The organism is Blastococcus sp. OS1-29, assembly GCF_057628075.1.
This window is the reverse complement of the sequence record NZ_JBXXJK010000005.1, coordinates 383,065-409,013: the sequence shown is the minus strand read 5'-3', so window position 1 is coordinate 409,013 and position 25,949 is coordinate 383,065. Positions and strand designations below refer to the sequence as shown.

The following is a 25,949-nucleotide window of genomic DNA, read 5'->3' as shown; positions in this document are numbered from 1 at the left end:
CGACCGGGTGTTCGGTGGGCGCGACACGGCAGGTCCTGGGACAGGAAGTCCCAGCGGCAGCATCGGTCACACGGGGTGCGGCCGGGCTGCGGGCGGCACGTCGTGGCGGGCCCCCGGCTCCCATCCTGGGGCCGGGGGCCGCGCCGTCAGCTACGGGTGACCGTGCCCGTCGCGGTGTCGAGGGTCAGCTTTCCGCCCTGGAAGTTCTGGGCGAGCCCGCCCGGGACCGCATACGCGTCCGACGTCGCATAGCCCAGGGGACCGGCCTCCCAGCCCTGCGCCACGTAGGCCGCGTCGATGGGACCGGACAGTGCGTGCGCTCCGGTGGTGGCCGTGTTGTAGATCCGGCCGCCCTGGAACACCTGGCCGCAGCCTCCGCTCCTCAATCCGCAGAGCAGCTTGGTGATGGGGTAGCCCAGCGGACCTGCCTCACCTCCGGCTGCGGCATACGCGGTGGCGACGGCTCCGGTCACGGCAGCGGTACCGGTGGCGGGGGTGCTGTAGATGGTCCCGCCCTGGAACGTCTGCTTGCAGCCGCCGCCGGGCAGTCCGCAGACCATGTCGCCGGTGGCGTAACCCAGCGGGCCGGTCTCCCAGCCCTGAGCCACGTAGGCCGCGTCGATGGGACCGGACAGTGCGTGCGCTCCGGTGGTGGCCGTGTTGTAGATCCGGCCGCCCTGGAACACCTGGCCGCACCCGCCGTCCTTCAGACCGCAGAGCAGCTTGGTGATGGGGTAGCCCAGCGGACCTGCCTCACCCCCGGCCGCGGCGTGTGCGGTGGCGACGGCGCCGCTCACCGCAGCGGTGCCGGTGGAGGCGCGGCTGTAGATGGTGCCGCCCTGGAAGTCCTGGGCGGTCCCGCCCGGGATCGTGTACGCGTCCGACGTCGCGTAGCCCAGGGGGCCGGTCTCCCAGCCCTGGGCCACGTAGGCCGCGTCGATGGGACCGGACAGTGCGTGCGCTCCGGTGGTGGCCGTGTTGTAGATCCGGCCGCCCTGGAACACCTGGCCGCACCCGCCGTCCTTCAGACCGCAGAGCAGCTTGGTGATGGGGTAGCCCAGCGGACCTGCCTCACCTCCGGCCGCGGCGTGTGCGGTGGCGACGGCGCCGGAGACCGCAGCGGTGCCGGTGGCGGGGCTGCTGTAGATGGTTCCGCCCTGGAAGACCTGCTTGCAGGCGCCGCCGGCAAGTCCGCAGATCCGGTCGCCGGTGGCGTAGCCCAGCGGGCCGGTCTCCCAGCCCTGGGCCACGTAGGCGGCGTCGATGGGTCCGGTCAGGACGTGTGCTCCGGTGGTCGGCGTGGTGTAGATCCGGCCGCCCTGGAACGCCTGGCCGCAGCCGCCGTCCTTGAGGCCGCACACCATGTCGGTCGTGGCATAGCCGAGCGGGCCGGTCTCCCAGCCCTGGGCCACGTAGGCGGCGTCGATGGGTCCGGTCAGGACGTGCGCACCGGTGGCAGCCGTGTCGTAGATGCGGCCGCCCTGGAACGCCTGGCCGCAGCCGCCGTTCTTGAGCCCGCACACCAGGGCCGAGGTCGGGTACCCGAGGGGGCCGCCCTCGGAGCCCTGGGCGCGCCAGGCGTTCTGCACCGGGCCGGTGAGCGCGTACGTGCCGGTCGCCGGGCTGGTGAAGATCCGGCCGCCCTGGAAGACCTGGCCGCAGCCGCCGTCCCGGTATCCGCAGAGCTGTTCGGTGATCGGGTAGCCGAGCGGACCTCTCTCGCGCGAGCCTCCCCATGCCGAGAGGATCGGCTCGGAGACGGCGTGCACGCCGGTCGCCGCCGACCAGTACAGGGTCCCGTTCTGGAACACCTGGCCGCAGCCGTTGTCCCCCTGGCCGCAGATGACCCACGTGATCCACGGGCCGAGCGGACCGGATGCGCCGCCGCGTGCCGCATAGGCGGCCAGCAGCGCGTCGCCGCCGGGGGACTGCGTGGACCCGAACCAGTCGGTGAAGTACAGCCAGAAGTTGCGGTTGCCGTAGGCCGAGCAGTCGTCACCGACGCCGTAGCCCGCCCGCAGGGCGGCGGTGTTCGGGCGGTAGGGCGTGTATATGTAGAGGCCGGCCGTCGCCTGGTTGGCGATGTAGACCTGGGACGAGCCGCAGGAGGCGTCCGGCGACCACTGGATCGTGTTCGTGACGCCGGCCCGGTAGAAGTACTTCGTCGGGAAGGTCGCGTACCGCTGGTACTGGCGAGCGGCCGAGTAGACCTGGTTGTAGAAGCCGTAGTACTGCGAGTCGCACGCCGCAGTGTCCGGGCAGCCCATGCCGGCCGCGATCTCGTACTTGCGGGCGGTCGGGTTGGTCGTGGTGATGAACGCCTGCTCCTTCTGGAGCAGCACCAGCAGGACCTTCTGGCTGATGTTGCAGGCCTGCCCGACCTTCCAGATGATCGTCGCCGCCGACTCGTTCGTCCCGCCGATGTAGGCGTTGTCGCAGATGCCGTCCGCGGGCCGGGTGAAGGTGTTCTGCGAGTAGTTCTTGAGGCACGGCGACCCGTCGGCCCCCACCTTGCACGCCGAGCCCTTCGTGGCGATGAACGAGGCGATCTGCGCGACGGTCAGCGCGTTCGGGTCGAAGAACATCGCGTCGCTGATGATGTTCCCCGGGTCGAACTGGTTGAGATCCGCAGCCGTACGGAGTTCAGGGGCCTTGTCCGACGACGTGCTCAGCAGGGCCGCGAGCGTGCACACCGCGACGGCCAGCGTGAGCACCATGCGGGCCCAGGGGGATCGGCGGGTCATCGGACGCTGACCTCCTGGGCAGCGGACTCACCGTGCGCGTCCCCGGAGGCGTACGTCAGGACCGCCTCCCAGGTCCCGGCGGCGAGTCCCGCCGGCGACTGGAGCAGTCCGCAGGACGTGGTCTTGGCATCGGCATCCGCCGCCGAGGTCGCCGTCACCTTCTCGCCGCCCCGGGTGAGCGTGAGCGTGCAGGTGCCGCCCTCCTCCACGACACCGGCAGCGAAGCCGCTCGCCTGCACCGTGCCCGAGGGCTGGTCGAACATGACGTAGGTCAGGACGACGTCCACCCGGCCCGTGGTCGTCCGGAGCGGCGCGTCGGTGGCGACCACGCTCGGCTCCGGCTTGATCGTGTACGGCGCGGACGAGGTCGCTGCGGCGGCCTCGGCACCCGTGGGTCCGGCCGTCACCGAGGCGACGGCCGAGCCGCTCGCGGAGTCGGCCTGCGACTGCGGCCGGAGGAGGAGGGCGGCACCCGCGGCGACGACCGCGAGGGCCACTACCGTCAGGATGAGGGCCCTGGTCTTCCGGGGGCGGCGGGTGGGGGACACGGGACCTCGCAGCTGTTTTCTTGCGGCCTCGTGGGCCGCGCGCTCTCGGGCAGGCACCCGCCGCGACGGCGGGAGCTGAAGACGCGTGGGCCGGGTCAGCCACTACGCCATGTGATCGAAGCATGACATAGAGCCCCTGAAAAGGGTGGGACGCCAGAGAATGGCTCATGCGTCGGTCGTGCCGCGCCGGCGGGCGTCACGGACCCCTCGGTAGAGGCCCCGCGAGGGGTTCTCGCGTGCCTGCTGTGACGAAAGAGCCCCCTGTGTCGCGGGTGCACCGCCATGTCGGCGTGCGTCCAGAGCGTGCATTACCGTGACCTCGTTGTGACTACCCCAAAGACCGCGATCCCGGTGCGGGTCTCCGGAACCGTTGTCCGCTACGTCGGGGTCGGCGTACTGAGCCTGGTCGTGGACGCGGGCACGCTGGGGTTGCTGTACGAGGTCGCGGGCTGGCCCCTCTGGCTGGCGACCTCTGCGGGCTTCTGGCTGAGCTTCACGGTGAACTTCCTGGCCAACAAGTACGTCACGTTCGGGGCGCGGGCGCACGGCGCCCGACAACTCGTCCGGTACTCCGTTCTCGTGGGGCTGAACTACCTCGCCAACCTCGGGATCGTGACCGGGCTGGTAGCAATAGGGCTTGCCGCAGTGCCGGCGAAGGTCATCGCCGTCGCGCTGCTGAGCATCCTCAACTTCCTTGCATACAGACAGTGGGTCTTCCGTGAGTGACTTCCGCGTCCATCCGACAGCCGTCGTCGAGGACGGCGCCCAGATCGGGGACGGTGCGTCCATCTGGCACCACGCCCATGTCCGCTCCGGCGCCGTGATCGGCGCCGGTTCGGTGATCGGGAAGAACGTCTACGTCGATGCCGGCGCGGAGGTGGGTGCCCGCTGCAAGGTCCAGAACAACGTCTCGGTGTACTCCGGCGTCGTTCTCGAGGACGACGTCTTCGTCGGTCCCAGCGCGGTCTTCACCAACGACCGGTTCCCCCGGGCATTCGGCCCGTGGGAGGAGGTCCGCACCGTCGTCCGCCGGGGCGCCTCCATCGGCGCGAACGCGACCCTGCGCTGCGGCATCGAGCTCGGTGAGCTCTGCACGGTGGCGGCGGGTGCGGTCGTGACGCGGGACGTGCGTCCCAACGAACTCGTCGCCGGGAACCCGGCCCGCACACTGGGCTGGGTCGACGTCCACGGCGAGGTGGTCAGCCGGGACGCCGAGCGTCCGCCCTCGCTGCCATTCGGGGGAATCGATCAGCAGGAGGAGCTCTCATGATCCCCATCTCCAGTGTGTCCATCGGTACCGAGGAGGAGGAACTCGTCCTCCAGGTCCTCCGATCGGGCCGGCTCGCCCAGGGACCCATGGTGGAGCAGCTCGAGTCGTCGTTCCGGGAGTGGGCCGACGCGGAGCACGTCGTCGCGGTCAGCAACGGCACCGTCTCGCTCGTCGCCGCTCTCGAGGCCCTGCAGCTGCCCCGCGGCTCCGAGGTGATCACCAGTCCGTTCACCTTCGTGGCGACCGTGAACGCCATCCTCGAGGCCGGACTCGTCGTCCGGTTCGGTGACATCGACCCGTCGGACTTCGCGCTGACGCCCGAATCGGTGGAGTCGGCGCTGACCGAGCGGACGTCGGCCATGATGCCGGTGCACCTCTACGGGCAGGCGGCCGACATGACGCGGCTCATGCCGCTGGCGGAGGCCCGCGGCCTCGCAGTCGTGGAGGACGCCGCCCAGGCGCACGGCGCCCGCATCGACGGCCGGCGAGTGGGGTCGTTCGGTGTCGGCTCGTTCTCCCTCTACGCGACGAAGAACCTGATGTCGGGTGAGGGTGGCCTCATCACGACCAACGACGACGCTGTCGCCGACCGGCTGCGCCTGCTCCGCAACCAGGGCATGCGCGCCCGGTACCAGTACGAGCTCGCCGGCCACAACTTCCGGATGACCGAGCTGCAGGCGGCCGTCGCCCTTCCGCAGCTGTCCCGCCTCGAGGTGGGCACCAAGCGCCGCGCCGACAACGCGTCGCGGCTGAGCGAGGGGCTGGCCGGCATTCCCGGCCTCGTCCTGCCGGCCGTCGCCGAGGGGCGTGAGCACGTCTGGCACCAGTACACCGTTCGCGTCACCGAGGAATCGGGGAAGACGCGCGAGCAGGTGGCCGACGTCCTCACCGAGCGGGGGGTCGGATCGGGCTTCTACTACCCGCGCCCGGTCTACGACTACGACTGCTACCGGGACCACCCCGGCGTGATCGTCGACGAGCACCCGGTCACCGAGCGGGTCAGTGCCGAGGTGCTGTCCCTGCCGGTCCACCCGGCGCTGTCGTCGGCGGACGTCGACACCGTGATCGCCGCTGTGCGAGGAGCCCTCGATGCCGACTGAGCCCAGGTCGCCGCTGCGGCTGGGGGTGATCGGTTCCGGGATCATGGGGACCAACCACGCGCGGGTCGCCTCGAGCATGCCCGAGATCGACCTCGTGGCCGTCTTCGACGCCGACCGCAACAGGTCCCAGAACCTGGCAGCCGGGTTCGGCGCCGTCGCGGCCGCGGACGTGAAGGAACTGGCCGGGATGGTGGATGCGGCCGTGGTCGCGACGCCGACGGAGTTCCACGCGCCCATCGCCCACGAGCTTCTCGAGGCCGGCGTCGACGTGCTGGTCGAGAAGCCGATCGCGCCGGACGTCGACACCGCCCGTCGCCTGGTCGACGCCGCGGACGCCGCCGGCCGCATCCTCATGGTCGGACACGTCGAGCGGTTCAACCCGGCCGTGCTCGAGCTGGGCTCGCTGCTGGACGAGGTGATCCACATCGACGCGCGACGGATCAGCTCCTACTCGCCGCGCATCCGCGACGACGTGGTGATCGACCTGATGATCCACGACCTGGACCTGGTCACGATGATCTCCGGTGGGGCTGCGTCGGAGGTCATGTCGGTCGTCCGCGCTCCTCGCTCGGCGTCCGCGGACATCGCCTCTGCCCTGATCGCCTTCGAGAACGGCATCACGGCGTCACTGACGGCGAGCCGGGTCGGGCAGAACAAGATCCGCCAGATCGACCTGACCCAGGCGGAGAACTACGTGAGCCTGGACCTGCTCCGGCAGGACGTCACGGTCCAGCGCGTGCAGCAGTCGGAGTTCTCGTCCGACCACGGCCGCCGCTACCGGCAGGTGGGCGTCGTCGAGGTGCCCTTCCTGGAGCACCGCGGCGAACCGCTGGCCCTCGAGCTGCGTCATTTCGCGGAGTGCGTCGAGACCCGCGCCACGCCCCGGGTGACCGGCGAGGACGGTCTCCGGGCGCTGGACCTCGCTCTGCGCGTCGCGGCAGCGCCGATCCGCTAGGGGGCTCGCATGTACCGCAACAGGACGATCGCCGCCGTCGTGCCCGCCTACAAGGAAGAGGCGCTGATCGGCACGGTCATCAGGACGATGCCGGACTACGTCGACCACATCGTGGTCGTCGACGACTGCTCACCGGACAACACCTCCGCGGTCGCCGAGGCCGTGGGGGACCCTCGGGTCACGGTCATCCGGCACGAGACCAACACGGGGGTGGGCGGCGCGATCATCACCGGTCACCGCAAGGCCGGTGAGCTCGGCGCCGACATCGACGTCGTCATGGCGGGCGACGCCCAGATGGATCCCCGCTACCTGCCGGATCTGCTGGAGCCGATCATCGAGGGCGGGCTGGGCTTCGCGAAGGCCAACCGCTTCTTCTCGCTGTCGTCATTCCAGTCCATGCCGCGGTACCGGATCTTCGGCAACATCATCCTGTCGTTCCTGACCAAGCTCGCCTCGGGCTACTGGCACCTGTTCGACCCGCAGAACGGGTACACGGCGATCACCCAGGACACGCTGCGCAGGCTGCCGCTGGACCGCATCGCGAACCGGTACTCGTTCGAGAACGACCTGCTGATCAACCTGAACATCCTGCGGGTCCCGGCGATCGACGTGCCCATACCCGCGGTCTACGGCACGGAGATATCGACGATCAGCCTCAAGCGGGTGATCCCGGAGCTGATCCGGCTGCTGATCTTCGGTTTCTGGCGCCGGTTCTTCTTCAAGTACGTTCTCTGGTCCTTCTCGCCGATCGCCCTCTTCGTCCTGATGGGCCTGTTCCTGAGCCTGTTCGGCAGTGGTGTCGGCATCTTCGTACTGATCAACACTCTGGGGCCGCCCGAGGCGTCGGCCGGCTCGGTGCTGCTGGCCGTGGCACCGCTGCTCGTCGGCATCCAGATGCTGCTCTACGCCTTGATGCTCGACATCCAGGAGAGCCCGGACAGCCCCATGACCATCGACTACCGCCGCATGGCGGAGGCGGCGGCCGAGGCTGCGGCGACGGCGACGGCGACGGCGACGGCGACGGTGTCCTCGGACCGGGCTGCGACCGAGGCTCGCGCGATCATGCCGGCGTCGGCCCCCGACATGTCGGCACACGCCGAGAACGGGGTTCAGTCCCAGTCGGCCCGCTGACCGCGGCAGCGTCCATCAGGCCTGCAGCAGCGCGGCCACAGATCCCCGGCTCGGCCGGGCTGCACAAGAAGGTCTCCCTCTCCATGTCCCTCAGCACGTCCTCGGGTGAAACCGTCACCACGCCGGTCCGCGCCGCCCATCCCGATCCGGGACCGGACGGCTACACCCTGCTCCGGACGGTGGAGTCGACCTACCGGGACGGCGCCGAGGAGCGGCTGCTGGAAATGGTGCGGGCGACCGACGACATCGGCTCGCTGAACGAGGAACTGCACTCCGCGGCGACGGACTGGCCCACCCGGTACCACCTGGACCGGACGCGGGCCAACGTGCTTCGGGCGTTCGAGCTCTCCGGGATCGAACGAGTCCTCGAGGTGGGCGCGGGCTGCGGCACGATGAGCCGGTACCTGGCCGAGGTCTGCACGAACGTCGACGCACTCGAGCCGGTTACCGCCCGGGCGGCCGTCGCCGCCCAGCGGCTGCGGGACCTGCCCGGCGCGCGGGTGTTCGCCGGCGAGCTCGCCGACCTGCCCGACGAGCCGTCCTACGACCTGGTGGTCGTGATCGGGGTCCTGGAGTACGTCGGCGGCGGCACCGAGGACCGCGCCCCCTACCTGGACTTCCTGGAGCAGATCAAACGCCGGCTGCTGCCCGGCGGCCGCCTGCTGCTGGCCATCGAGAACAAGCTGGGTGTCAAGTACCTCGCGGGCGCCCCGGAGGACCACAGCGACCGGGCGTACGACTCGCTCGAGGGGTACCCGGTCGGTGCGCCGGCCCGCACCTTCGACCGGTCCGCGCTGGGCGGCCTCTTCCGTGAGTCGGGCCTCACGCCCACCTTCTTCGGCGCGTTCCCCGACTACAAGCTCAGCCGGGTCGTGATGGCGGAGGAGCTGATGACCGGCCCCTCGGGCCTGGCCGCCCGCCTGCCCAAGTTCCCGAGCCCGGACTGGCAGACCCCGCGGGACTTCGGTCCCAACGAGGAGCTCCTCTGGCGGACGCTGGTCGACGCCGGTCAGGGGCCCGAGCACGCGAACTCCTTCGTCGTGGTCGCCGGCGCCGACGGGCGCACCGATGACCTCTGGCCGACCGATCGGCAGGCGGCGTTCTTCACCACCGAGCGGCGTCCCGGGCGGGCCACCCAGAGCCTCGTCGTCCGTGACGGGAAGGGGCTCGCCCTCCGCCGCACCGTCCTGGGTGAGCGACGCGACGACAGCGGCCCGACGCACCGCCTGGACGTCGGACCCGTCCTGCCCGGTCGTCCGCTCGTCGAGGAGATCTCGCGGGGCGACACCGCGTTCACCCGCCGCGCGCTGCGCGAGTGGCGCGCGATGGTGGACGCCTCGAGCGCGGACCCCGACGGCGTGGCCATCGACCTGGTGCCGCACAACCTGCTCGTGGACCCCGACGGCTCGCTGACCTACATCGACGACGAGTGGCGCAGCAGGGCATGGGCACCGGACGACGTCGTCGCACGTGGCCTCATCTGGTTGGCCGAGCGGTTGTCGTCCACACCGTCCCCGTGGCTGAGCCGGCCCACCCGCCGGGCACTGCTGGCGGAGCTCGCCGAGCTCGCCGACTTCGGCCCGGACGGCGACTGGGTCGCCGAGGCCGTGCGGCGGGAGGCCGAGCTGCAGGTCCAGCTGCTCCGGCGGGGGCCCGGACAGGACGGCTACGCCGACGAGGTGGAGCGCACCGCGCGGGAGCTCAGCGACCTCCTGGAGATCCCGGTGAGTCCCGTGCGCGCCGCCGTGGGCCCGATCCTGGCCGAGCGCGAAGGGCTGCGACGGGAACTGGCGGCGGTGCGGGCCGACAACGAGCACCAGCAGACCCGCTTGCGCGCGGAGATCACCAGCACGCACAAGGCTCTCGCGGACGCCTACGAGGAGCTGGGATCCATCCACCGCTCGCTGGTGTTCCGCGGGGTGATCGGCCTGCACAACCTCGTCGAGCGGGTGGCGCCGGCGGGCACGCAGCGGCGGTCGCTCTACAAGCGCGCCGGCGACGGCCTGCGGGCGCGGCGGCGGAGCTGAGCCCGGCACCCACGTCCAGCACGGTCCTCGCGTCCGGGACGATGACGCGCAGACGGGTAGAGTCGCCAGCGATGCGAGGAAACCGGTCGTGAGCGTCATCGGTGACCTCAAGGACTCCCGAGGGCTGCTGGTCAACCTGACGCTCCGCGAGGTGCGGGGCAAGTACAAGCGGACCCTGCTGGGTCAGGGCTGGTCGCTGCTCAACCCGATCGCCGTCCTGCTGATCTACTCACTGGTCTTCGGATTCGTGCTCCGCGTCCCGGTGCCCGTCGGTGAGCCCAGCGGGCTGCAGACCTTCCCGCTGTACCTGGCGTGCGGCCTGCTGCCGTGGACGTTCTTCAGCAACTCCGTCACCAGTGGCATGGGCGCCCTGATCGCCAACGCGAACCTGCTGAACAAGGTCTACTTCTGGCGCCCCGTGCTCGTCGCCTCGTCGGTGTTCTCCTGGGACGTCACGTTCTCCATCGAGCTCGTGGTCCTCATGGCGGCGCTGCTGATCGCCGGCTCGATGCCGCTACCGTGGTTGCCGCTGCTGATCCTGGCGGTGGTGCTGCTGACCGTCTTCGCGCTCGGCATCGCGCTGATGCTGTCCATCGCGAACGTCTATTTCCGGGACACCCAGCACTTCGTCAACATCGGGATGCAGCTGTGGTTCTACGCCACCCCGATCGTGTACCCGTACTCCCTGATCCAGGACCAGGCGGCCCGCATGCGGGCGAACGGGAACGGGTTCCCCCTGGAGACGCTCTACCGGCTCAACCCGATGGAGCGCTTCATCAGCGTCTTCCGGTCGATGCTCTACGACAACGCCTTCCCGCACTGGGGGGACATGCTGTTCTGCGTCGTGGTCGCCGTCCTGTCGCTGCTGCTGGGAGTCACCGTGTTCACCCGCAGCCAGCACCGTCTCGTGGAGGAACTGTGAGCGGCCCGAGCGCCATCGAGATCGACGGCGTCGCGAAGCGCTTCCGGATGTACCGCGAGCGCAACCAGTCCCTCAAGGCCGCCCTCATGCGCGGCGGCCGCGCCAGCTTCGACGAGTACTGGGCACTCAAGGGCGTCTCGTTCGACATCCCGGAGGGCTCCACGTTCGCGCTGATCGGCGAGAACGGCTCGGGCAAGTCGACGCTGCTCAAGTGCATCGCCCGCATCCTGGAACCGGAGAAGGGAAGCATCCGCACGACCGGCTCGATGGCTGCGCTCCTGGAACTGGGCTCGGGCTTCCACCCCGAGCTCTCCGGCCGGGAGAACGTCTTCCTCAACGGCTCGATCCTGGGGATGACCAAGCGGGAACTGGAGCGCAAGTTCGACGAGATCGTCGACTTCGCGGGCATCGAGCCCTTCATCGACCAGCCCGTCAAGAACTACTCGTCCGGCATGTACATGCGCCTGGGCTTCTCCGTGGCGATCAACGTCGACCCCGACATCCTGCTCGTGGACGAGGTCCTCGCCGTCGGCGATGCCGCGTTCCAGGACAAGTGCATGGAGAAGTTCGTCGACTTCCGCCGCGCCGGCAAGACCGTCGTCATCGTCAGCCACGCCATGGGCTCGATGCGCACCCTCTGCGACCAGGCCGCCTGGCTCGACCACGGCACCGTCCTCGAGATCGGCCGGGCGGACGCGATCGTCGACCGCTACGTGGACAAGGGCCACGAGAAGGAGGTCTCGCCCGCCACGGCGGATGGCGCGCCGGCCCAGGTCCGGGTGGGCTCGGGTGAGGCGCGGCTCACCACCGTCGAGATGCTCGACGCCTCGGGGGAGCGGACCACCAGCTTCCGCACCGGCGATCCGGTGACCATCCGCCTTGGCTACGAGTGCACGGAGCGCGTCGAGCGGCCGGCGTTCGCTCTGGCCATGGACACCGTCGACGGCATGCGCTTCTGGGCGCACCACACCCGCGACGGCGGACTCGAACTGCCGTACATCGAGGGCACCGGGCACGTCGACCTGGTCGTGCCCGCCCTCACCCTCCAGCCGTACACGATCGATCTCAGCGCGCGAATCCTCGACCACACCCTGACGCACACCTACGACTTCCGCCGGCACTGCTACCGGTTCGTGGTCGAGACCGGTGACCTCAGGGAGTCCGGTGGAGTGGTCGCCCTGGGCGGCCGCTGGGCCGCCGACATCCCCAGCCCTGCCTCGGAGGCCGTTGTCTGATGCCCACCGACCTGCCGACCGCGGACTCGTCCACCGAGCCGCTCGTGTCGGTCGTCCTCGTCAACTACAAGGGCGCCGATGACACGATCACGTGCCTCCGGTCGTTCGACGCCGTCGACTGGCCCGCCGGCGCGCTGGAACTGATCGTCGTCGACAACGACTCGGGTGGCGACGACGTCGAGCGGATCCGCCGCGAGGTTCCGCGCGCTGTCGTCGTCGAGGCCGGCGAGAACAGCGGTTTCGCCGGTGGCTGCAACACCGGCGTGCGGCATGCACGGGGCGAGATCGTCGGCTTCATCAACAACGACGCGAGGCCGGCGGCGCAGTGGGTGCGCGCCGCCGTCGACACCCTCCGGCGGGATCGCTCGGTGGCCGCCGTCGCGAGCAAGGTGCTGGACTGGGACGGCACGCACATCGACTACGTCGACGGTTCGCTGACCTGGTTCGGCATGGGCTACAAGCGAGAGGTCGAGCGCCCCGACAGCGGCGAGTGGGAGACGCCGCGCGACGTGCTCTTCGGCACCGGAGCGGCGATGTTCGTCCGCAAGGACGTGTACGAGACCGTCGGCGGGTTCGACGAGCGGTTCTTCATGTTCTACGAGGACGTCGACCTGGGCTGGCGGCTGAACCTGCTGGGCTGGCGGGTCCGGTACGAGCCGGCGTCGGTGGCGTTCCACAAGCACCACGCCTCGATGAACAAGTTCGGCAGCTACCGGGAGACCTTCCTCCTGGAGCGCAACGCCCTGTTCAGCATGATCAAGAACTACGGCGACGACGCGCTGGCCCGCACCCTGGCCCCCGCGCTGCTGCTGGCGGTGCGCCGTGCGGTCGAGCGCGGCGAGATCGACCCCGGGGCGCTGGACCTCAAGCGGTCGCCCGGCGGGGACGACGTCGGCGAGATGCCCGTGCCCAAGGTGACGATGGCCGGCGTCCTCGCGATCGCCGACGTCGCCGACGACGTCGCGGGCGTCTGGGCCGAGCGGGAACGGCTGCAGGCGCAGCGCAGTCGCAGCGACCTCGAGCTGGCCCCGCTGTTCCGCCAGGCGCTGGAGCCGGCGTTCCCGCTGCCGCGCTACCTGGCGGCGCACGAGGAGCTGGTGAAGCTGTTCGGCATCGGCGACCTGTTCGCCACCCGGCGGCGGATCGTGGTCATCACCGGTGATCCGCTGGCGGCGAAGCGGGCCGGGCCGGCCATGCGGGCCTGGGCGATCGCCGAGCACCTGTCAAACGAGCACGACGTCCGGCTGGTCTCCACCAGCGCAGCGAGCATCACCCATCCGCGGGTCGAGGTCTCCGCGGTCCGCGGTCCCGACCAGCTCCGACCGCACGAGGCGTGGGCCGACATCGTCATCTTCCAGGGCTTCGCGATGGCGTCGGCGCCGTGGCTGGCCAAGTCGAAGAAGATCATCGTCTGCGACATCTACGACCCGATGCACCTGGAGCAGCTCGAGCAGACCCGGGGGCAGGAGAGCGGTCGCCGTTCCCGAGACGTCGCGAACACGACCACCGCGCTCAACCAGCAGCTGGCCCGGGGCGACTTCTTCCTCTGCGCGAGCGAGAAGCAGCGGCACTTCTGGCTGGGCCAGATGGCCGGAGTGGGCCGCCTGAACCCCGCGACCTACGACGACGACTCGTCGATGAACTCGCTGCTCGCGGTCGTGCCGTTCGGGCTCAGCTCGGTGCCCCCCCGGCGGACCCGGCCGGCGATCAAGGGCGTCGTTCCCGGCATCTCCGAGACCGACAAGGTCATCCTGTGGGCCGGCGGCGTCTACAACTGGTTCGATCCGCTGAGCCTGGTCCGGGCCGTGGACCAGCTCCGGCACGCGCGCCCCGATGTGCGGCTGTACTTCATGGGCATGCGCAACCCGAACCCGCACGTGCCGGAGATGCAGATGGCGAACGCCACGCGCGAGCTGGCCGACGCGCTGGGGCTGACCGGCAAGCACGTCTTCTTCAACGAGGAATGGGTCGACTTCGACGACCGGCAGAACTACCTGCTCGACGCCGACGTCGGCGTGAGCACGCACTTCGAGCACGTCGAGACGACCTTCTCCTTCCGCACTCGCATGCTCGACTACCTGTGGGCGGGCCTGCCGATCGTCGCGACCGGCGGGGACACCTTCGGTGACCTGGTGCAGGCCGAGGGCCTCGGCGTCACCGTTCCTGAGCAGGACGTCGCCGCGCTCACCGACGCGCTGGAGCGGACGCTGTACGACGACGAGTTCGCCGCCGCCGCGCGGACCGCCGTCGGCAGCGTGCGCGACGACTACACGTGGGAGACCGCGCTGCGGCCGTTGCTGGAGTTCTGCCGGGCACCCCGCCGGGCGCCCGATCTGGTCGGCGCAGCCGGGGAGCGCGACCGTGGCGGCGTCCCGGGCCGGCTGATCGACACCGGCTACCGGCCCTCGGTGCGCGGTGACCTCGCGCTGGCGAAGCAGTACCTCGGGGAGGGCGGCCCGGTGACGCTGGCCCGCCGCGTGGCCCGCCGGTTGCGCCGGCGTGCGGGGGAGATCGTCCGCGGCTCGCGCTGACCCGGTGCCGCTGCGGCGGTCAGTGGGTGACGAGCAGGGCCGCGGTCTCCCGGGGCGGGACCACGGCCGAGCGCACGATCGCCCGTCGACGCCGCAGCATCCGCGGCAGCAGGCGCAGGTAGGACGCCAGGGCGTGGAGCCGGGTCCCGGTCATGGCCGGTCGCGGTCCCTGGCGCACGGTCAGCGAGGCGACGGTCAGCGGGTAGCGGGCCACCGCCCGCAGCGCCGTCCCGGCCGGGGCGTTCTTCGTGAGCATCAGCAGCCGGTTACGGTCGTCGTGGAATCGGAACAACCGGGACCGGACGTCGCTGCTCGCCGCGTGGGCATGGCGGACGACGGCGGCCGGCTCGTACCGCACCGTCCACCCGGCAGCGCGCAGGCGCCAGGACAGGTCGGTGTCCTCGTAGTAGAGGAAGAAGTCCTCGTCGAAGTCGCCCACGTCGCGCAGGGCGGCCGTCCGGAGCAGGACCGCTGCGCCGCAGAACGCGAAGACGTCCCGGGGCGGCTCGAGGCCACGGTCCACCTCGAGCCATCCGCGGTCGCGGCCGTAGCCGTCGCGGGTCACCTCGTTGCCGGTGGAGTTTATGACGTCGACGTCCCCCGCCGGGTCCGGCCGGGCGACGCCGTCCGGGGTCGGGACGTCACGGGGCTCCGCGGGAGAACCGGCCGGGAGGAGCCGGAACCTCGGCCGGAGCAGCACCTTCGCGGTCACCGCGGCCACCCGCTCGGCGCCGTCCGCCGTGGCGGCGCGGAGCAGCGCGGACAGGAAACCGGGCTCGGGGACCGCGTCGTTGTTCAGGAGCACGGCGAACGGGGTGTCGACCTCGGCGAGGGCCAGGTGGTTGCCGCCGGCGAAGCCCCGGTTCACGTCCGACCGCAGCACACGCACCGACGGGTGGCGTGCGGCGAGGTGCTCGACGGTGCCGTCGGAGGACGCGTTGTCGACCACCAGCACCGTCCAGCGGGCCGGATCGAGGTCCTGGCGGGCGAGGCCCGACAGGCAGTCGTCCAGCAGGTGCCGCCCGTTCCAGGTGACGACGACGACCGTGATCGCGGCAGCGGCGTCGGCGCTCACGCGATCGCCCGGCGGTAGGCCTCGACGGTCGCGTCGGCGCACCGGGCCCAGCTGTGCCGGCCGGCCCAGGCGCGTGCGGCGGACCGGTCGGGCTCGGCCAGGGGGACTGCCGAGGCCAGTGCTGCGGCCCACGCGTCGACGTCGGTGGGCGGGACGAGCCGGGCGTGCCCGCCCGACACCTCACGGTGCACCGGGATGTCGCTGGCCAGCACCCGGGTACCGGCTGCCATGGCCTCCAGCAGCGGCAGGCCGAAGCCCTCGTAGTGGGACGGCAGCACCGAGGCCCGGGCGCGGGCGACGAGGCCCCGCAGCTCCTCCCGGGCGAGCCAGCCCGTCTCGTGGACGCCGGGGCGGGGTCCGAGCTCGGGCCCCCAGCCGGGCGGGCCGGCGAGCACCAGATCGGGCACGGTCCCCTGGGCGCGCGCCCGTCCGTGCGCCTCGAGCAGGGTGGACAGGTTCTTGCGCGGCTCCCGAGCCCCGGTGAACAGCAGGAACTCGGTGGGCAGCCCGCGCGCGGTCAGCCACTCGTCGGTCGCCGGCGCCGCGGCCGCCCAGGCGTCGTCCACGCCGAGCGGCGTGACCACCAGCCGATCCGACGGCACCCCGAACTCCACCGCGACCTCGTCGGCGACCGCCCGGCTCGGCGTCACCACCACGGCGCCGCGGCGCAGGGCCCGGGGGACCAGCCGGCGGTAGCGCAGCACGGCGGGGGCGACCCACTCCGGGTGCCGCACGAACGTCAGGTCGTGCACCGTGACCACCACGCCCGCCCGCCACGCCGGTGGAGCCACGAAGTTCGTGGCGTGGAAGACCTGCGCCGCACCGGCGAACAGCTCGACCGGCGGAACGGACGTCGCGGACCAGGCGGCCTGGAGCAGCCGCGCCGGCACGGGGAGGTGCCGCCACCGGACCGAGGACGGCAGGCCGGTCGGGCGGTCGCCGCCGCGGGCGGTGAAGGGCACCGCGCGGAGCTCCAGGTCGGGCCGAGCGGCAAGCCCCTCGAGCAGGCCACGGACGTAGGTGCCGACACCTGTCGGCCGCCCGAGCAGCGGCGTGCCGTCCAGCGCGACTCTCATCGTCGGTCATTAGACACTGCTGGGCCGGCGCTCCCGGCGGAGGTCAGTTCCCGGAGTACCCGGTGGCGTAGACGTACCGGGTCCGGCCGCTCCACTCCATCGTTCCCTCGGGGGTCAGGCACGCGTTCTGCAGCTGTGTCTGCGACAGGATGTGGCTCACCGCGAAACCGCGGTCGACGAGGTCGCAGGGGTCGGCCTGCACGATGATCTGGTCGGGCGCGCCGACCTGCACGACCGGGGGGCCCTCGGGCAGCCAGGTGAACTCCACCGACGCGCCGCCCCTGTTCCAGGCGCCTTCGTACTTCCCCCGCGGGTCGAGTTTCCGCCAGCTGGAGACGTCGGGGCCGGAGACCTGGATGCCGCTCAGCGTGGGCGTTCCGGTGGCCATCATCAGGGTGTCGGTGTCCGCGCCGTCGGTGGCCCAGTAGGTGCCGTCCGCCCGGGCCTCCTTGCCGGCGGCCATCATCATCTGGGCGCTGGAGGACCGGCGCAGGTCGCCGGAGCCGATCTGGACGGGGTTGACGGCGCCCACGACCAGGCCGGCCAGGATGGTGGCGGCGACGGTCCAGCGCCAGCGGTCCGGTTCCCGGGTGATCGTGAGGACGACGACGAAGACGGCGGCGGAGACGCCCACGATCAGCGGGGCGCCGATCCCGGGCGCGTACTTCTGCAGGTCCGAGACCGCGTAGGCGGTCACGGCCGCACTGGCGCCGGCTGCCAGCAGCGGCACCCGCCAACCCTCCGACCGGCCGCGGCGGGAGAGCAGCAGGGCCACGAGGAGGACGGCGATGAAGCCCACCGTCTCGGCCGCCCGCTTCGCCGGCACGCGGTTGAGGATCGGGATCGCCTGGCCCACCACGCCCAGGCTCACCATCGACCAGAGCAGCTCGAGGGCGGTGGCCACGGCCAGCACGCCGACCACCCAGGTGTCGCGGTCGGCATGCACGCGCGGCACCCGGCGCAGGAGCCCGTGCTCCCGCGTGAGGAGCCGCACCCGCGTCACAGCCAGCGGCGCGGCGATGAACAGGACGGCGGCCCAGATCGCGGCCACCGCATAGCTGTTGCTCAGCTCGCTCATGTTGAGCGCGGTGACGTCCCGGCCGAGCTGGAAGTATGCCTCGCCGGGAGCGCCGAAGATCTGCGAGATCGGGGACGCCTCACCGCCGCTGCGGCGCTGGCCGGGGTAGAGGGTGTTCATGCTGGCCTGCAGGCCGTCCCAGTTCTGCCAGTAGAGCCCGGCGAGCAGGATCACAGAGACCGTCCCGGCCACGAGGATCGCCAGCAGTCCGGACCGCCGGTGCTCGCGATCGACGAGGAGCCAGCACAGCGTCGCCACGATGAGCGGAGCGGCCAGCGTGACCGACCAGGGGATGTACCACGTCGCCAGGCGGGACAACAGCAGCCCGGCGAGGACCGCCTGACCGGTGCCGACCAGCCAGCGCCTCCGGCCGTAGGACGCGGCCGCCGCCATGCCCAGCACGCAGCCGGCCGCTGCGAAACCGAGGATCCGGATCGGGAACGCCGACCACCAGGCCGTCGCTGGTGCGGCCGCGCAGAGGGCCGTGGCGAACCAGGCCATCTGCGGTGTCGCACCCACCCGGCGCAGCCAGGCCGGCAGACCGAGGAACAGCAGCAGCCAGGGCAGCCACCAGCGGGCCGCGAAGAGCGAGTCGTCGGGCAGGACGGCGCCCAGGCGCATGGCGGTGGCGTCGAAGTGCACGATCGAGGCGAAGATCTGGCCGGTGGTCGGCACGCCGGACACGAAGTCGTCCTGCTCGGACAGGGGGAAGTTCACCGAGTCCGAGCCGCTCGCGGCCAGACCGAACAGCAGCGGGGTCTCGACGGAGAACTCGTCGGACCGGATGGCCCGTGGCTCGCCGATCGTGATGCCCAGCGGCTGGTCCGGGTTCTGCCGCTCGGTCAGGTAGCCCAGGGAACTGGTGGTCACACCGAACACGACGAGCAGTGCGTACAGCAGGACCAGGCCGCCGACGACGAGGGTTCCGGTCCGCCGCGGGGGACGTCGTCCGGGCATCGGCCGGCTCGGGGCCCGCTCCTCGGTGCGCACCGGCACCGTCGCTGTGGGCATGCTGTTCCTGGTCATCCCCTGGAGGCTAACTCCGGGTTCGGGAAACCCCGTGATCCGTTGGGATCCCGGGTGCCCGTGGGACGACGGGGGACGTTGTGGTCGTCCGGGCTCCGTGCCGGGGCCGCCGCCGGGCCACCGTAGGCTCGCTCGCATGCGGGTGGCCCTCGTGATGGAGCAGTGCCTCGGCTCCGTCCCGGGAGGCACGGGCCGCTACGCGTTCGAGGTCGCTCGTGCGCTCGCCGCGCGCGGCGGGAGCGACGTCACCGGGTGGGTCGCCTGGCACCGCCGCACCGGTCGGGCCCAGGTCCCCGGCGCCGCGGGGCCGTACCGCCTGCCGCTGCCCCGTCGCCCACTGATCGCGGCGTGGGAGCGGGGTGTGGGACCGGTGCCGGGGCGCGGCGCCGACGTCGTGCACGCCCCCACGCTGTTCCTGCCACCTCGCCGGGGCCGCCCGCTGGTGGTGACCATCCACGACGCGGTGCCCTGGACCCATCCGGAGACGCTCACGCCTCGCGGGGTCCGCTGGCACCGCACCATGGCCGAGCGGGCAGCCCGCACCGCCGACGTGGTGGTGGTGCCCAGCCACGCGGTGGCGGATGCCCTGCGGGAGCACCTGCCGCTGCGACGGGTCGAAGTCATCGGGCACGGCACGACGAGCGTGCTCTCGAACCCGCCGGCCGACGCCGCCGACCGGGCACGCCGGCTCGACCTGCCGACGGGGGGTTTCCTGCTGAGCCTGGCGACCCTCGAGCCCCGGAAGGGCCTCGACGTCCTGCTCGGTGCCCTGGCCGACCCGGTGGCGCCCGACCTCCCGCTGCTCGTGGTCGGCCAGCCGGGCTGGGGGAACCTCGACCTCGGACGGATGGCGTCCGAGCGCGGCGTCGCCGACCGCGTCCGGCTGATGGGCCGGCTGGACGACGCGGACCTCGCGGTGACCCTCGCGGCCGCGAGCGTGCTCGTCGTGCCGAGCCGGTCGGAGGGCTTCGGGCTGCCCGTCGTGGAGGGGATGGCGGTCGGCGTCCCGGTCGTGACCTCGGACGCGGCGGCCCTGGTGGAGGTGGGCGGGGACGCCGTGCGGACCGCCCCCGTCGGGGACGCTGCCGCGCTGGCCGGGGTGCTCCGGGACGTGGTGGACGACCCGGGGGTGCGGGCCGACATGGTCACCCGCGGCCGCCGTCGGGCCGCCGGGTTCACCTGGGACGGGGCCGCCGCGCGGCTCGAGCGGCTGTACGCCGAGCTCTAGGAGCGCCTGGCCACCGGCTGCTCGGCCAGCAGGCCGAGCAGGTAGTCGCCGTAGCCGCTCTTCTGCAGCGGCTTGGCCAGCGTCTCCAACTGGGCGTCGTCGATGAATCCGCGCCGCCAGGCGATCTCCTCGATGCAGCCGATCTTCCAGCCCTGCCGCTCCTCGACGACCCGCACGAAGTCGGCGGCCTGCATCATCGACGCGTGCGTGCCGGTGTCGAGCCAGGCGGTGCCCCGCTCGAGCACGGTGACCGTGAGCTGCCCCCGCCGTAGGTACTCGTCGTTGATCGCGGTGATCTCCAGCTCGCCGCGCGCGCTCGGCCGGATCTTCGCCGCGATGTCGACGACCTGGTTGTCGTAGAAGTAGAGCCCCGGCACGGCGTAGGAGCTCTTCGGGGCGGCCGGCTTCTCCTCGATGGAGATGACCCGGCCGTCGTCGGCGAACTCGACCACGCCGTACTCGCTGGGGTTGGCGACGTGGTAGGCGAACACGTGGCCGCCGGTGGGATCGGTGTTGGCCCGCAGGCTCTCGCCGAGGCCGGTGCCGTAGAAGATGTTGTCGCCCAGCACGAGAGCGACGGACTCCTCGCCGATGAACTTGGCTCCGATGATGAACGCCTGCGCCAGGCCCTCGGGCCGGGGCTGCACCGCGTAGCTGATCTCGATCCCGACATCGGAGCCGTCGCCGAGCAGCCGCTGGAAGCCTGCCTGGTCCTCGGGCGTCGTGATGATGAGGACCTCGCGGATGCCGGCATTCATGAGCAGCGAGAGCGGGTAGTAGATCATCGGCTTGTCGTAGATCGGCATCAGCTGCTTGCTGATCGCCTTCGTGATCGGGTACAGCCGGGTGCCGCTGCCGCCTGCCAGGATGATGCCGCGCATGAGGGGCAGCGTACGGGCGGGGTCGGCCGCGCCCGCCTCGTAGTCTCGGAACCGACCTCGTCCCGCCCCTGCCCGGGAGCCCGTCCTGCCGAATGACCCCCGCGTCCTCGTCGACGCGACCGCCGTCCCATCCGACCGCGGCGGTGTGGGCCGCTACGTCGACGAACTGCTGCCTGCCCTGCTGGCGGAGGGCGCCGATCTCGCCGTCGCCGTCCAGGCCCACGACGTCGACCACTACCGGGCGCTGCTGCCGGGCGTCGACCTGCTGGCCGCCCCCGGCGCGATCGCCCGGCCGGCCGCACGGCTGGCCTGGGAGCAGGCCGGGCTGCCCGCGCTCGTCCGGCGCAGCGGGGCCGACGTGCTGCACAGCCCGCACTACACGATGCCGCTGGTCGTCGGCGTGCCCGTGGTGACGACGCTGCACGACGCCACCTTCTTCACCCACCCCGACGTCCACCTGCCGGTCAAGCGGCACTTCTTCCGCACCTGGACGCGGATCTCCCTGCGCCGGGCCCGCCGGTGCGTGACCCCCTCCGCGGCGACGCGGGACGAGCTGGTCCGGGTCGCCGGCGCCTCCGCCGACCGGATCGACGTGGCGCACCTCGGTGTCGACGCCCGCCGGTTCCACGTGCCGTCGGACGCCGAACGGGCCGCCGTCCGCGAGCACCTCGGGCTGCGCGGCCGGTACGTCGCCTTCCTCGGCACCCTCGAGCCGCGGAAGAACGCCGCGAGCCTGGTGCGCGGCTGGGTGCGGGCGGTCGCCGGGACCGAGGACCCCCCGGCCCTGGTGCTCGCGGGGGGACGGGGCTGGGACGAGCAGATCGAGCGGGCCGCCGCCGAGGTGCCCGCCGGGCTGACGCTGCTCCGGCCGGGCTACCTGCCCCTGGAGCTGCTCGCCGGGCTGCTCGGCGACGCGGAGGTCGTCGCCTACCCGAGCCTGGGGGAGGGCTTCGGCCTGCCGGTGCTCGAGGCGATGGCCTGCGGTGCGCCCGTGCTCACCACCCGCCGGCTGTCGCTGCCCGAGGTCGGTGGGGACGCCGTGGCCTACACCGAGCCGGACGACGCGTCGATCGCCGCGGCGCTGCGCGACCTGCTCGACGACCCGGCGCGGCGGCGCGAACTGGGCCAGGCGGCGCGCGCCCGGGCGGCACTGTTCGACTGGCGGGCCTGCGCCCGGGCGCATCTGACCAGCTACCGGACGGCGGCCGGGTCCTGACCGGCCCGCGGACGCCGGACCGTAGGGTCCCGGAGGTGGGCACCGGTCCGGAGGAGCAGCCGCTCCGCGTCGTGGCGGTCACCTACTCACCCGGGGAATCCCTCGACGGCTTCCTGACCTCGCTGGCCGGCGCCACGACGCGGCCGGTCGACGTGGTGCTGGCCGACAACGGCTCCACCGACGGTGCCCCCGAGCGGGCGGCCGAGCGCTACCCGCACGTCCGGGTGCTGCACACCGGCGGCAACGTCGGGTACGGCCCGGCGGCCAACGCCGGCCTGGCCGATCGCGCGTCGGGGTGGGCGGTCGTCGCCAACCCCGACATCCGGTTCGAGCCCGGCGCGGTCGACGAGCTGCTCGCCGTCGCCGCCCGCTGGCCGCGGGCCGCGACCGTCGGTCCGGCCATCCGCACGCCCGACGGGCAGCTCTACCCCTCCGCGCGCGACCTGCCCTCGCTGTCGACCGGCGTCGGCCACGCGCTGCTGGGCTGGCTGTGGCCGGCCAACCCGTGGACCGCCCGCTACCGCCGGGAGCGCGAGGCGCCGCGGGAGCGGACCGCCGGCTGGCTGTCCGGTTCCTGCTTCCTCGTGGACCTGGAGGCGTTCCACTCGGTCAGCGGGTTCGACCCGGGCTACTTCATGTACTTCGAGGACGTCGACCTGGCCGCCCGGCTCGGCGAGCGGGGCTGGCTGCACGTGTACGCACCGTCGGCCGTCGTCGAGCACGAGGGCGGGCACGCCACCCGCCGTGAGCCGCACCGGATGCAGCGGGTCCACCACACCAGTGCCCTGCGCTACCTGTCCCGCCGCTACCCCGGTCCGCTCCGGGCGCCGTTGCGCTGGGCGCTGCGGGCGGGGCTGGGCGGCCGCATGCTGGTCTCCTACGTGAGCGCCCGCGTGGGTTCCGGCGCGCAGCCCCAGTGGTCGGCGACCGAGCTCCCCCGGCGCAGGCGACGGCCCTGGCGGCCAGGCGCGGGCGGCTCGGGCACGATGGCGGCCGGCGAGTGACCCCCCGGGAGAGGACGCCGACGTGCGCCACGCAGTGATCATGGCCGGCGGCTCGGGCACGCGGCTGTGGCCGCTGTCGCGGGCCGGTCGCCCCAAGCAGCTGCTCGACGTCCTCACCGCCGCGGACGGCGGCCCGCACAGCCTGCTCGTGGAGGCATTCGACCGGCTCCGGGCGGTGCTGCCGGCCGACCGGATCTGGGTCTGCACGGCCGCCCGGTACGGGGACCTGGTCCGCGCGGCGCTGCCCGACCTGCAGCCCGGCCGGCTGATCCTGGAGCCGGTCGCGCGGGACACCGCCAACGCGGTCGGGCTCACGGCGGCACTGGTGGCCGACGTCGACCCGGACGCCGAGCTGGCGGTGGTGAGCGCCGACCACGTGATCCGGCCGGTGGAGCGGTTCGCCGCGACGCTCGAGACCGCCTACGACGCCCTCGCCGTCCGGCCCGACTCGCTGGTCACGCTGGGTATCACCCCCACTTCTCCGGCCACCGGGTTCGGCTACGTCCAGCGCGGCGCGCCGACCGAGGTGCCGGGGGTGTCGGAGGCCGCCTCCTTCCGGGAGAAGCCCGACCGGGCGACGGCCGAGGCCTACCTGGCGTCGGGGCAGTACCTGTGGAACTCCGGCATGTTCGTGTGGCGCGCGCAGACGGTGCTCGACGCGCTGGCCGACCACCTGCCGGAGACCGCCGCGGGCCTGCGCCGGGTCGTGGCCGCCGCGCCGGGCGCCGATCGCGACGCCGTCCTCGCCGAGGTCTTCCCGACGCTGCCGAAGATCAGCGTCGACTACGCCGTGCTCGAACCGGCCGCGGCGCAGCCCGGCCGGGTCCTCGTCGCCGATCTCGACGTCGACTGGCTCGACGTCGGCTCGTGGCCGGCGCTGGCCTCCACCCTGGAGTCCGACGGCGCGGGCAACGCCGTCCGCGGGCTGACCGTCGTCGTCGACGGGACGGGCAACATCGTGCTCAGCGACGACCCCGAGCACGTCGTCGCCCTGGTGGGCCTGAGCGACAGCGTGGTCGTGCACACCGCGGACGTGACCATGGTGTGCCCGGTGGCCGACGCCGAGCGGGTCAAGCAGCTGCTGGCCGCGGTCGAGGAGAGACACGGCCTGCGGTACAGCTGAGACGGGTGGTTAGCCTCCGGGGCATGAAGAGCTTCGACGTCGCAGCCGTGGTCACCGGAGGAGCCTCCGGGCTCGGCGAGGCCACCACCCGAGCACTGGCCGCCGAGGGCGCCGCCGTCACGATCCTCGATCTCAACGCCGATCGCGGGCAGGCGCTCGCCGCCGAGCTGGGCGGGCATACCAGCTTCGTCCGCACCGACGTCACCGACGAGGCGTCGGTGCAGGCGGCGATCGCCGAGGCCACCGGGAAGGACCGGCCGCTGCGGATCGCGATCAACTGCGCCGGCATCGGCTGGGCACAGCGCACCGTCGGGCGCGGCGGCGAGCCGCACGACCTCGGTGCCTTCGTGACGACGGTGCAGGTCAACCTGATCGGCACGTTCAACGTGCTGCGGCTGGCCGCCGCCGCGATGGCGTCGACCGAGCCGGGTGAGGACGGCGAGCGCGGCGTCGTCGTCAACACGGCCTCGATCGCGGCCTACGACGGCCAGATCGGTCAGATCGCCTACGCGGCGTCCAAGGGCGGCATCGTCGGCATGACCCTGCCGGCCGCGCGCGACCTGTCCAGCGTCGGCGTGCGGGTCTGCACGATCGCGCCCGGGCTGGTCGACACGCCGCTGCTCGGCTCTCTTCCCGCGGAGGCGCGGCAGGCGCTGTCGGCGGGCATACCCTTCCCGAAGCGGCTGGGCAGGCCGGAGGACTTCGCCGAGCTCGCGCTCGACATCGTCCGGCACGGCTACCTCAACGGCGAGGTCATCCGCATGGACGGCGCCCTGCGCATGGCGCCGCGCTAGTCACTCATCGCACCACCGGGGGAACGTCCTGAGTACCGCTCTGTCACAGACCGGGCTGTCCGCGCACGAGTTGGTCTGGACGCCGGGCCGGGCCGTGGACCTCATGCGCATGCTGGGGCCGCACCGGCGCGGCACCGGGGACCCCACTCTGCGGGTGGCCGACGACGGGGTGTGGCGGACGACGACCACCCCGGACGGCCCGGCGACCGTGCGGATGGCCCTCTCGACGGGGACGGTCCGCATCACCGCCTGGGGACCGGGCGCCGAGCGGGCCGGTGCCGCCGTCCCGGACTGGCTCGGTGCCGCCGACCGGCCCGAGGACTTCGAGCCGGGGGACCACCCCGTCGTGGCCGACCTGCACCGCCGGTTCGCGTCGCTGCGACTGGGCCGCACCGGGCGCACGTGGGATGCGGTCGTGCCCGCGGTGCTGGAGCAGAAGGTCACCACGGTGGAGGCGAACCGGGTGTGGCGGGAGCTGCTGCGGCTGGCCGGTGAGCCGGCTCCGGGACCGGCGCCGGACGGCATGCGCATCCCGCCGTCGCCGCAGCGGGTGCTGGACGTGACCGACTGGCAGTGGCACGCCTGCGGTCTCGACGGCGCACGCCGCCGGGCACTGCGGGCCGTCGCCTCGGTCGCCTCCCGGCTGGAACCGGAGGTCGCCGGAGACTCCCCGTCGCTGCAGCGCCGGCTCTGCGCGATCCCCGGCATCGGCGTGTGGACGGCCGCCGAGGTCGCGCAGCGCACGCTCGGCTGCCCCGACACCGTCAGCGTCGGCGACTACCACCTGAAGAACATCGTGGGCTGGTCGCTGGCCGGCCGGCGGGAGACCGACGACGCCGGGATGCTGGAGCTGCTCGAGCCCTGGCGGGGTCAGCGCCAGCGGGTGGTCCGGCTGCTGCTGGCCGGCGGATCCCGCCGGCCGCGGCGGGGCCCGCGGTTCGCACCGACGGACTACCGCCGCATCTAGCGGGGCCTTCCCCGGGCT

General features: G+C 72.4%; 21 protein-coding genes. 15 read left to right on the top strand and 6 right to left on the bottom strand.

The window, feature by feature from the left end:
* Positions 1–146 precede the first annotated feature (146 nt).
* Entirely contained in the window at positions 147–2,744 is a 2,598-nt protein-coding gene (locus AC2H4J_RS15565) for a hypothetical protein (RefSeq protein ID WP_487465779.1), read from the bottom strand.
* The gene (locus tag AC2H4J_RS15560) at positions 2,741–3,241 is read right to left on the bottom strand and encodes a hypothetical protein (protein WP_487465778.1); all 501 of its coding nucleotides are present in this window, start codon (positions 3,239–3,241) and stop codon (positions 2,741–2,743) included. The genes AC2H4J_RS15565 and AC2H4J_RS15560 overlap by 4 nt, the downstream gene beginning before the upstream one ends.
* A gap of 375 nt (positions 3,242–3,616) precedes the next feature.
* Here AC2H4J_RS15560 and AC2H4J_RS15555 point away from each other — a divergent pair, with 375 nt between their 5' ends.
* The 9 genes from AC2H4J_RS15555 to AC2H4J_RS15515 all read left to right on the top strand — a co-directional run bounded on the left by AC2H4J_RS15555 (position 3,617) and on the right by AC2H4J_RS15515 (position 14,463).
* Positions 3,617–4,018 (top strand): GtrA family protein, encoded by a 402-nt coding sequence (locus AC2H4J_RS15555; protein ID WP_487465777.1) that lies wholly within the window; start codon positions 3,617–3,619, stop codon positions 4,016–4,018.
* Complete coding sequence (locus tag AC2H4J_RS15550) at positions 4,011–4,562, top strand: acyltransferase (protein ID WP_487465776.1); 552 nt, start codon at positions 4,011–4,013, stop codon at positions 4,560–4,562. Before AC2H4J_RS15555 ends, AC2H4J_RS15550 begins: the two co-directional genes overlap by 8 nt.
* Positions 4,559–5,662, top strand: coding sequence for a DegT/DnrJ/EryC1/StrS family aminotransferase (locus AC2H4J_RS15545; protein WP_487465775.1), 1,104 nt, complete (start codon positions 4,559–4,561; stop codon positions 5,660–5,662). Before AC2H4J_RS15550 ends, AC2H4J_RS15545 begins: the two co-directional genes overlap by 4 nt.
* Entirely contained in the window at positions 5,652–6,617 is a 966-nt protein-coding gene (locus AC2H4J_RS15540) for a Gfo/Idh/MocA family oxidoreductase (protein ID WP_487465774.1), read from the top strand. The genes AC2H4J_RS15545 and AC2H4J_RS15540 overlap by 11 nt, the downstream gene beginning before the upstream one ends.
* A gap of 9 nt (positions 6,618–6,626) precedes the next feature.
* Positions 6,627–7,748, top strand: a complete 1,122-nt coding sequence (locus AC2H4J_RS15535; protein WP_487465773.1) for a glycosyltransferase family 2 protein — start codon at positions 6,627–6,629, stop codon at positions 7,746–7,748.
* An 83-nt stretch (positions 7,749–7,831) separates the two neighbouring features.
* Positions 7,832–9,775 (top strand): class I SAM-dependent methyltransferase, encoded by a 1,944-nt coding sequence (locus AC2H4J_RS15530; protein WP_487465772.1) that lies wholly within the window; start codon positions 7,832–7,834, stop codon positions 9,773–9,775.
* An 88-nt stretch (positions 9,776–9,863) separates the two neighbouring features.
* A complete protein-coding gene (locus AC2H4J_RS15525; protein WP_487465771.1) occupies positions 9,864–10,697 on the top strand; it encodes an ABC transporter permease in 834 nt (277 codons plus the stop codon).
* Complete coding sequence (locus AC2H4J_RS15520) at positions 10,694–11,932, top strand: ABC transporter ATP-binding protein (protein ID WP_487465770.1); 1,239 nt, start codon at positions 10,694–10,696, stop codon at positions 11,930–11,932. Before AC2H4J_RS15525 ends, AC2H4J_RS15520 begins: the two co-directional genes overlap by 4 nt.
* Positions 11,932–14,463, top strand: a complete 2,532-nt coding sequence (locus AC2H4J_RS15515) for a glycosyltransferase (RefSeq protein WP_487465769.1) — start codon at positions 11,932–11,934, stop codon at positions 14,461–14,463. The genes AC2H4J_RS15520 and AC2H4J_RS15515 overlap by 1 nt, the downstream gene beginning before the upstream one ends.
* A 19-nt stretch (positions 14,464–14,482) precedes the next feature.
* Here the strand turns inward: AC2H4J_RS15515 and AC2H4J_RS15510 are convergent, their stop codons facing one another.
* From AC2H4J_RS15510 to AC2H4J_RS15500, 3 genes are read right to left on the bottom strand one after another with little or no spacing between them, the layout of a single operon-like run.
* On the bottom strand, positions 14,483–15,538 hold the full coding sequence (locus tag AC2H4J_RS15510; protein WP_487465768.1) for a glycosyltransferase family 2 protein: 1,056 nt from the start codon (positions 15,536–15,538) through the stop codon (positions 14,483–14,485).
* Positions 15,535–16,614, bottom strand: a complete 1,080-nt coding sequence (locus AC2H4J_RS15505; RefSeq protein WP_487465767.1) for a glycosyltransferase family 4 protein — start codon at positions 16,612–16,614, stop codon at positions 15,535–15,537. Before AC2H4J_RS15505 ends, AC2H4J_RS15510 begins: the two co-directional genes overlap by 4 nt.
* A 43-nt stretch (positions 16,615–16,657) precedes the next feature.
* Positions 16,658–18,718 (bottom strand): DUF7657 domain-containing protein, encoded by a 2,061-nt coding sequence (locus AC2H4J_RS15500; protein ID WP_487465766.1) that lies wholly within the window; start codon positions 18,716–18,718, stop codon positions 16,658–16,660.
* A gap of 136 nt (positions 18,719–18,854) precedes the next feature.
* On the opposite strand from AC2H4J_RS15500, the gene AC2H4J_RS15495 reads away from it, so the two are divergent.
* Positions 18,855–19,946 (top strand): glycosyltransferase family 4 protein, encoded by a 1,092-nt coding sequence (locus AC2H4J_RS15495; RefSeq protein ID WP_487465765.1) that lies wholly within the window; start codon positions 18,855–18,857, stop codon positions 19,944–19,946.
* On the opposite strand, the gene rfbA is transcribed toward AC2H4J_RS15495, so the two are convergent.
* Entirely contained in the window at positions 19,943–20,827 is an 885-nt protein-coding gene (rfbA, locus tag AC2H4J_RS15490) for a glucose-1-phosphate thymidylyltransferase RfbA (RefSeq protein ID WP_487465764.1), read from the bottom strand. The two genes, AC2H4J_RS15495 and rfbA, sit on opposite strands and share 4 nt — an antisense overlap.
* A gap of 145 nt (positions 20,828–20,972) precedes the next feature.
* Here rfbA and AC2H4J_RS15485 point away from each other — a divergent pair, with 145 nt between their 5' ends.
* From AC2H4J_RS15485 to AC2H4J_RS15465, 5 genes are all read left to right on the top strand, one after another.
* Positions 20,973–22,043 carry a glycosyltransferase family 4 protein gene (locus tag AC2H4J_RS15485; RefSeq protein ID WP_487465763.1) on the top strand — a complete coding sequence of 357 codons (1,071 nt, stop codon included), beginning with the start codon at positions 20,973–20,975 and terminating at the stop codon, positions 22,041–22,043.
* 35 nt (positions 22,044–22,078) lie between these two features.
* A complete protein-coding gene (locus AC2H4J_RS15480; protein WP_487465762.1) occupies positions 22,079–23,047 on the top strand; it encodes a glycosyltransferase family 2 protein in 969 nt (322 codons plus the stop codon).
* A 22-nt stretch (positions 23,048–23,069) separates the two neighbouring features.
* Complete coding sequence (locus AC2H4J_RS15475) at positions 23,070–24,170, top strand: mannose-1-phosphate guanylyltransferase (RefSeq protein ID WP_487465761.1); 1,101 nt, start codon at positions 23,070–23,072, stop codon at positions 24,168–24,170.
* 23 nt (positions 24,171–24,193) lie between these two features.
* Entirely contained in the window at positions 24,194–24,964 is a 771-nt protein-coding gene (locus AC2H4J_RS15470; protein ID WP_487465760.1) for an SDR family NAD(P)-dependent oxidoreductase, read from the top strand.
* Positions 24,965–25,067: 103 nt separating this feature from the next.
* Positions 25,068–25,931, top strand: coding sequence for a DNA-3-methyladenine glycosylase family protein (locus AC2H4J_RS15465; protein ID WP_487465759.1), 864 nt, complete (start codon positions 25,068–25,070; stop codon positions 25,929–25,931).
* Positions 25,932–25,949: the final 18 nt, after the last annotated feature.

Excerpts from the sequence above, each read along its gene's own strand:
- rfbA (WP_487465764.1), bottom strand. The coding sequence starts at position 20,827 with ATGCGCGGCATCATCCTGGCAGGCGGCAGCGGCACCCGGCTGTACCCG.
- AC2H4J_RS15495 (WP_487465765.1), top strand. The coding sequence starts at position 18,855 with ATGCGGGTGGCCCTCGTGATGGAGCAGTGCCTCGGCTCCGTCCCGGGA.
- AC2H4J_RS15535 (WP_487465773.1), top strand. The coding sequence starts at position 6,627 with ATGTACCGCAACAGGACGATCGCCGCCGTCGTGCCCGCCTACAAGGAA.
- AC2H4J_RS15465 (WP_487465759.1), top strand. The coding sequence starts at position 25,068 with ATGCGCATGCTGGGGCCGCACCGGCGCGGCACCGGGGACCCCACTCTG.
- AC2H4J_RS15540 (WP_487465774.1), top strand. The coding sequence starts at position 5,652 with ATGCCGACTGAGCCCAGGTCGCCGCTGCGGCTGGGGGTGATCGGTTCC.
- AC2H4J_RS15515 (WP_487465769.1), top strand. The coding sequence starts at position 11,932 with ATGCCCACCGACCTGCCGACCGCGGACTCGTCCACCGAGCCGCTCGTG.
- AC2H4J_RS15470 (WP_487465760.1), top strand. The coding sequence starts at position 24,194 with ATGAAGAGCTTCGACGTCGCAGCCGTGGTCACCGGAGGAGCCTCCGGG.
- AC2H4J_RS15530 (WP_487465772.1), top strand. The coding sequence starts at position 7,832 with ATGTCCCTCAGCACGTCCTCGGGTGAAACCGTCACCACGCCGGTCCGC.
- AC2H4J_RS15565 (WP_487465779.1), bottom strand. The coding sequence starts at position 2,744 with ATGACCCGCCGATCCCCCTGGGCCCGCATGGTGCTCACGCTGGCCGTC.
- AC2H4J_RS15505 (WP_487465767.1), bottom strand. The coding sequence starts at position 16,614 with ATGAGAGTCGCGCTGGACGGCACGCCGCTGCTCGGGCGGCCGACAGGT.
- AC2H4J_RS15545 (WP_487465775.1), top strand. The coding sequence starts at position 4,559 with ATGATCCCCATCTCCAGTGTGTCCATCGGTACCGAGGAGGAGGAACTC.
- AC2H4J_RS15500 (WP_487465766.1), bottom strand. The coding sequence starts at position 18,718 with ATGACCAGGAACAGCATGCCCACAGCGACGGTGCCGGTGCGCACCGAG.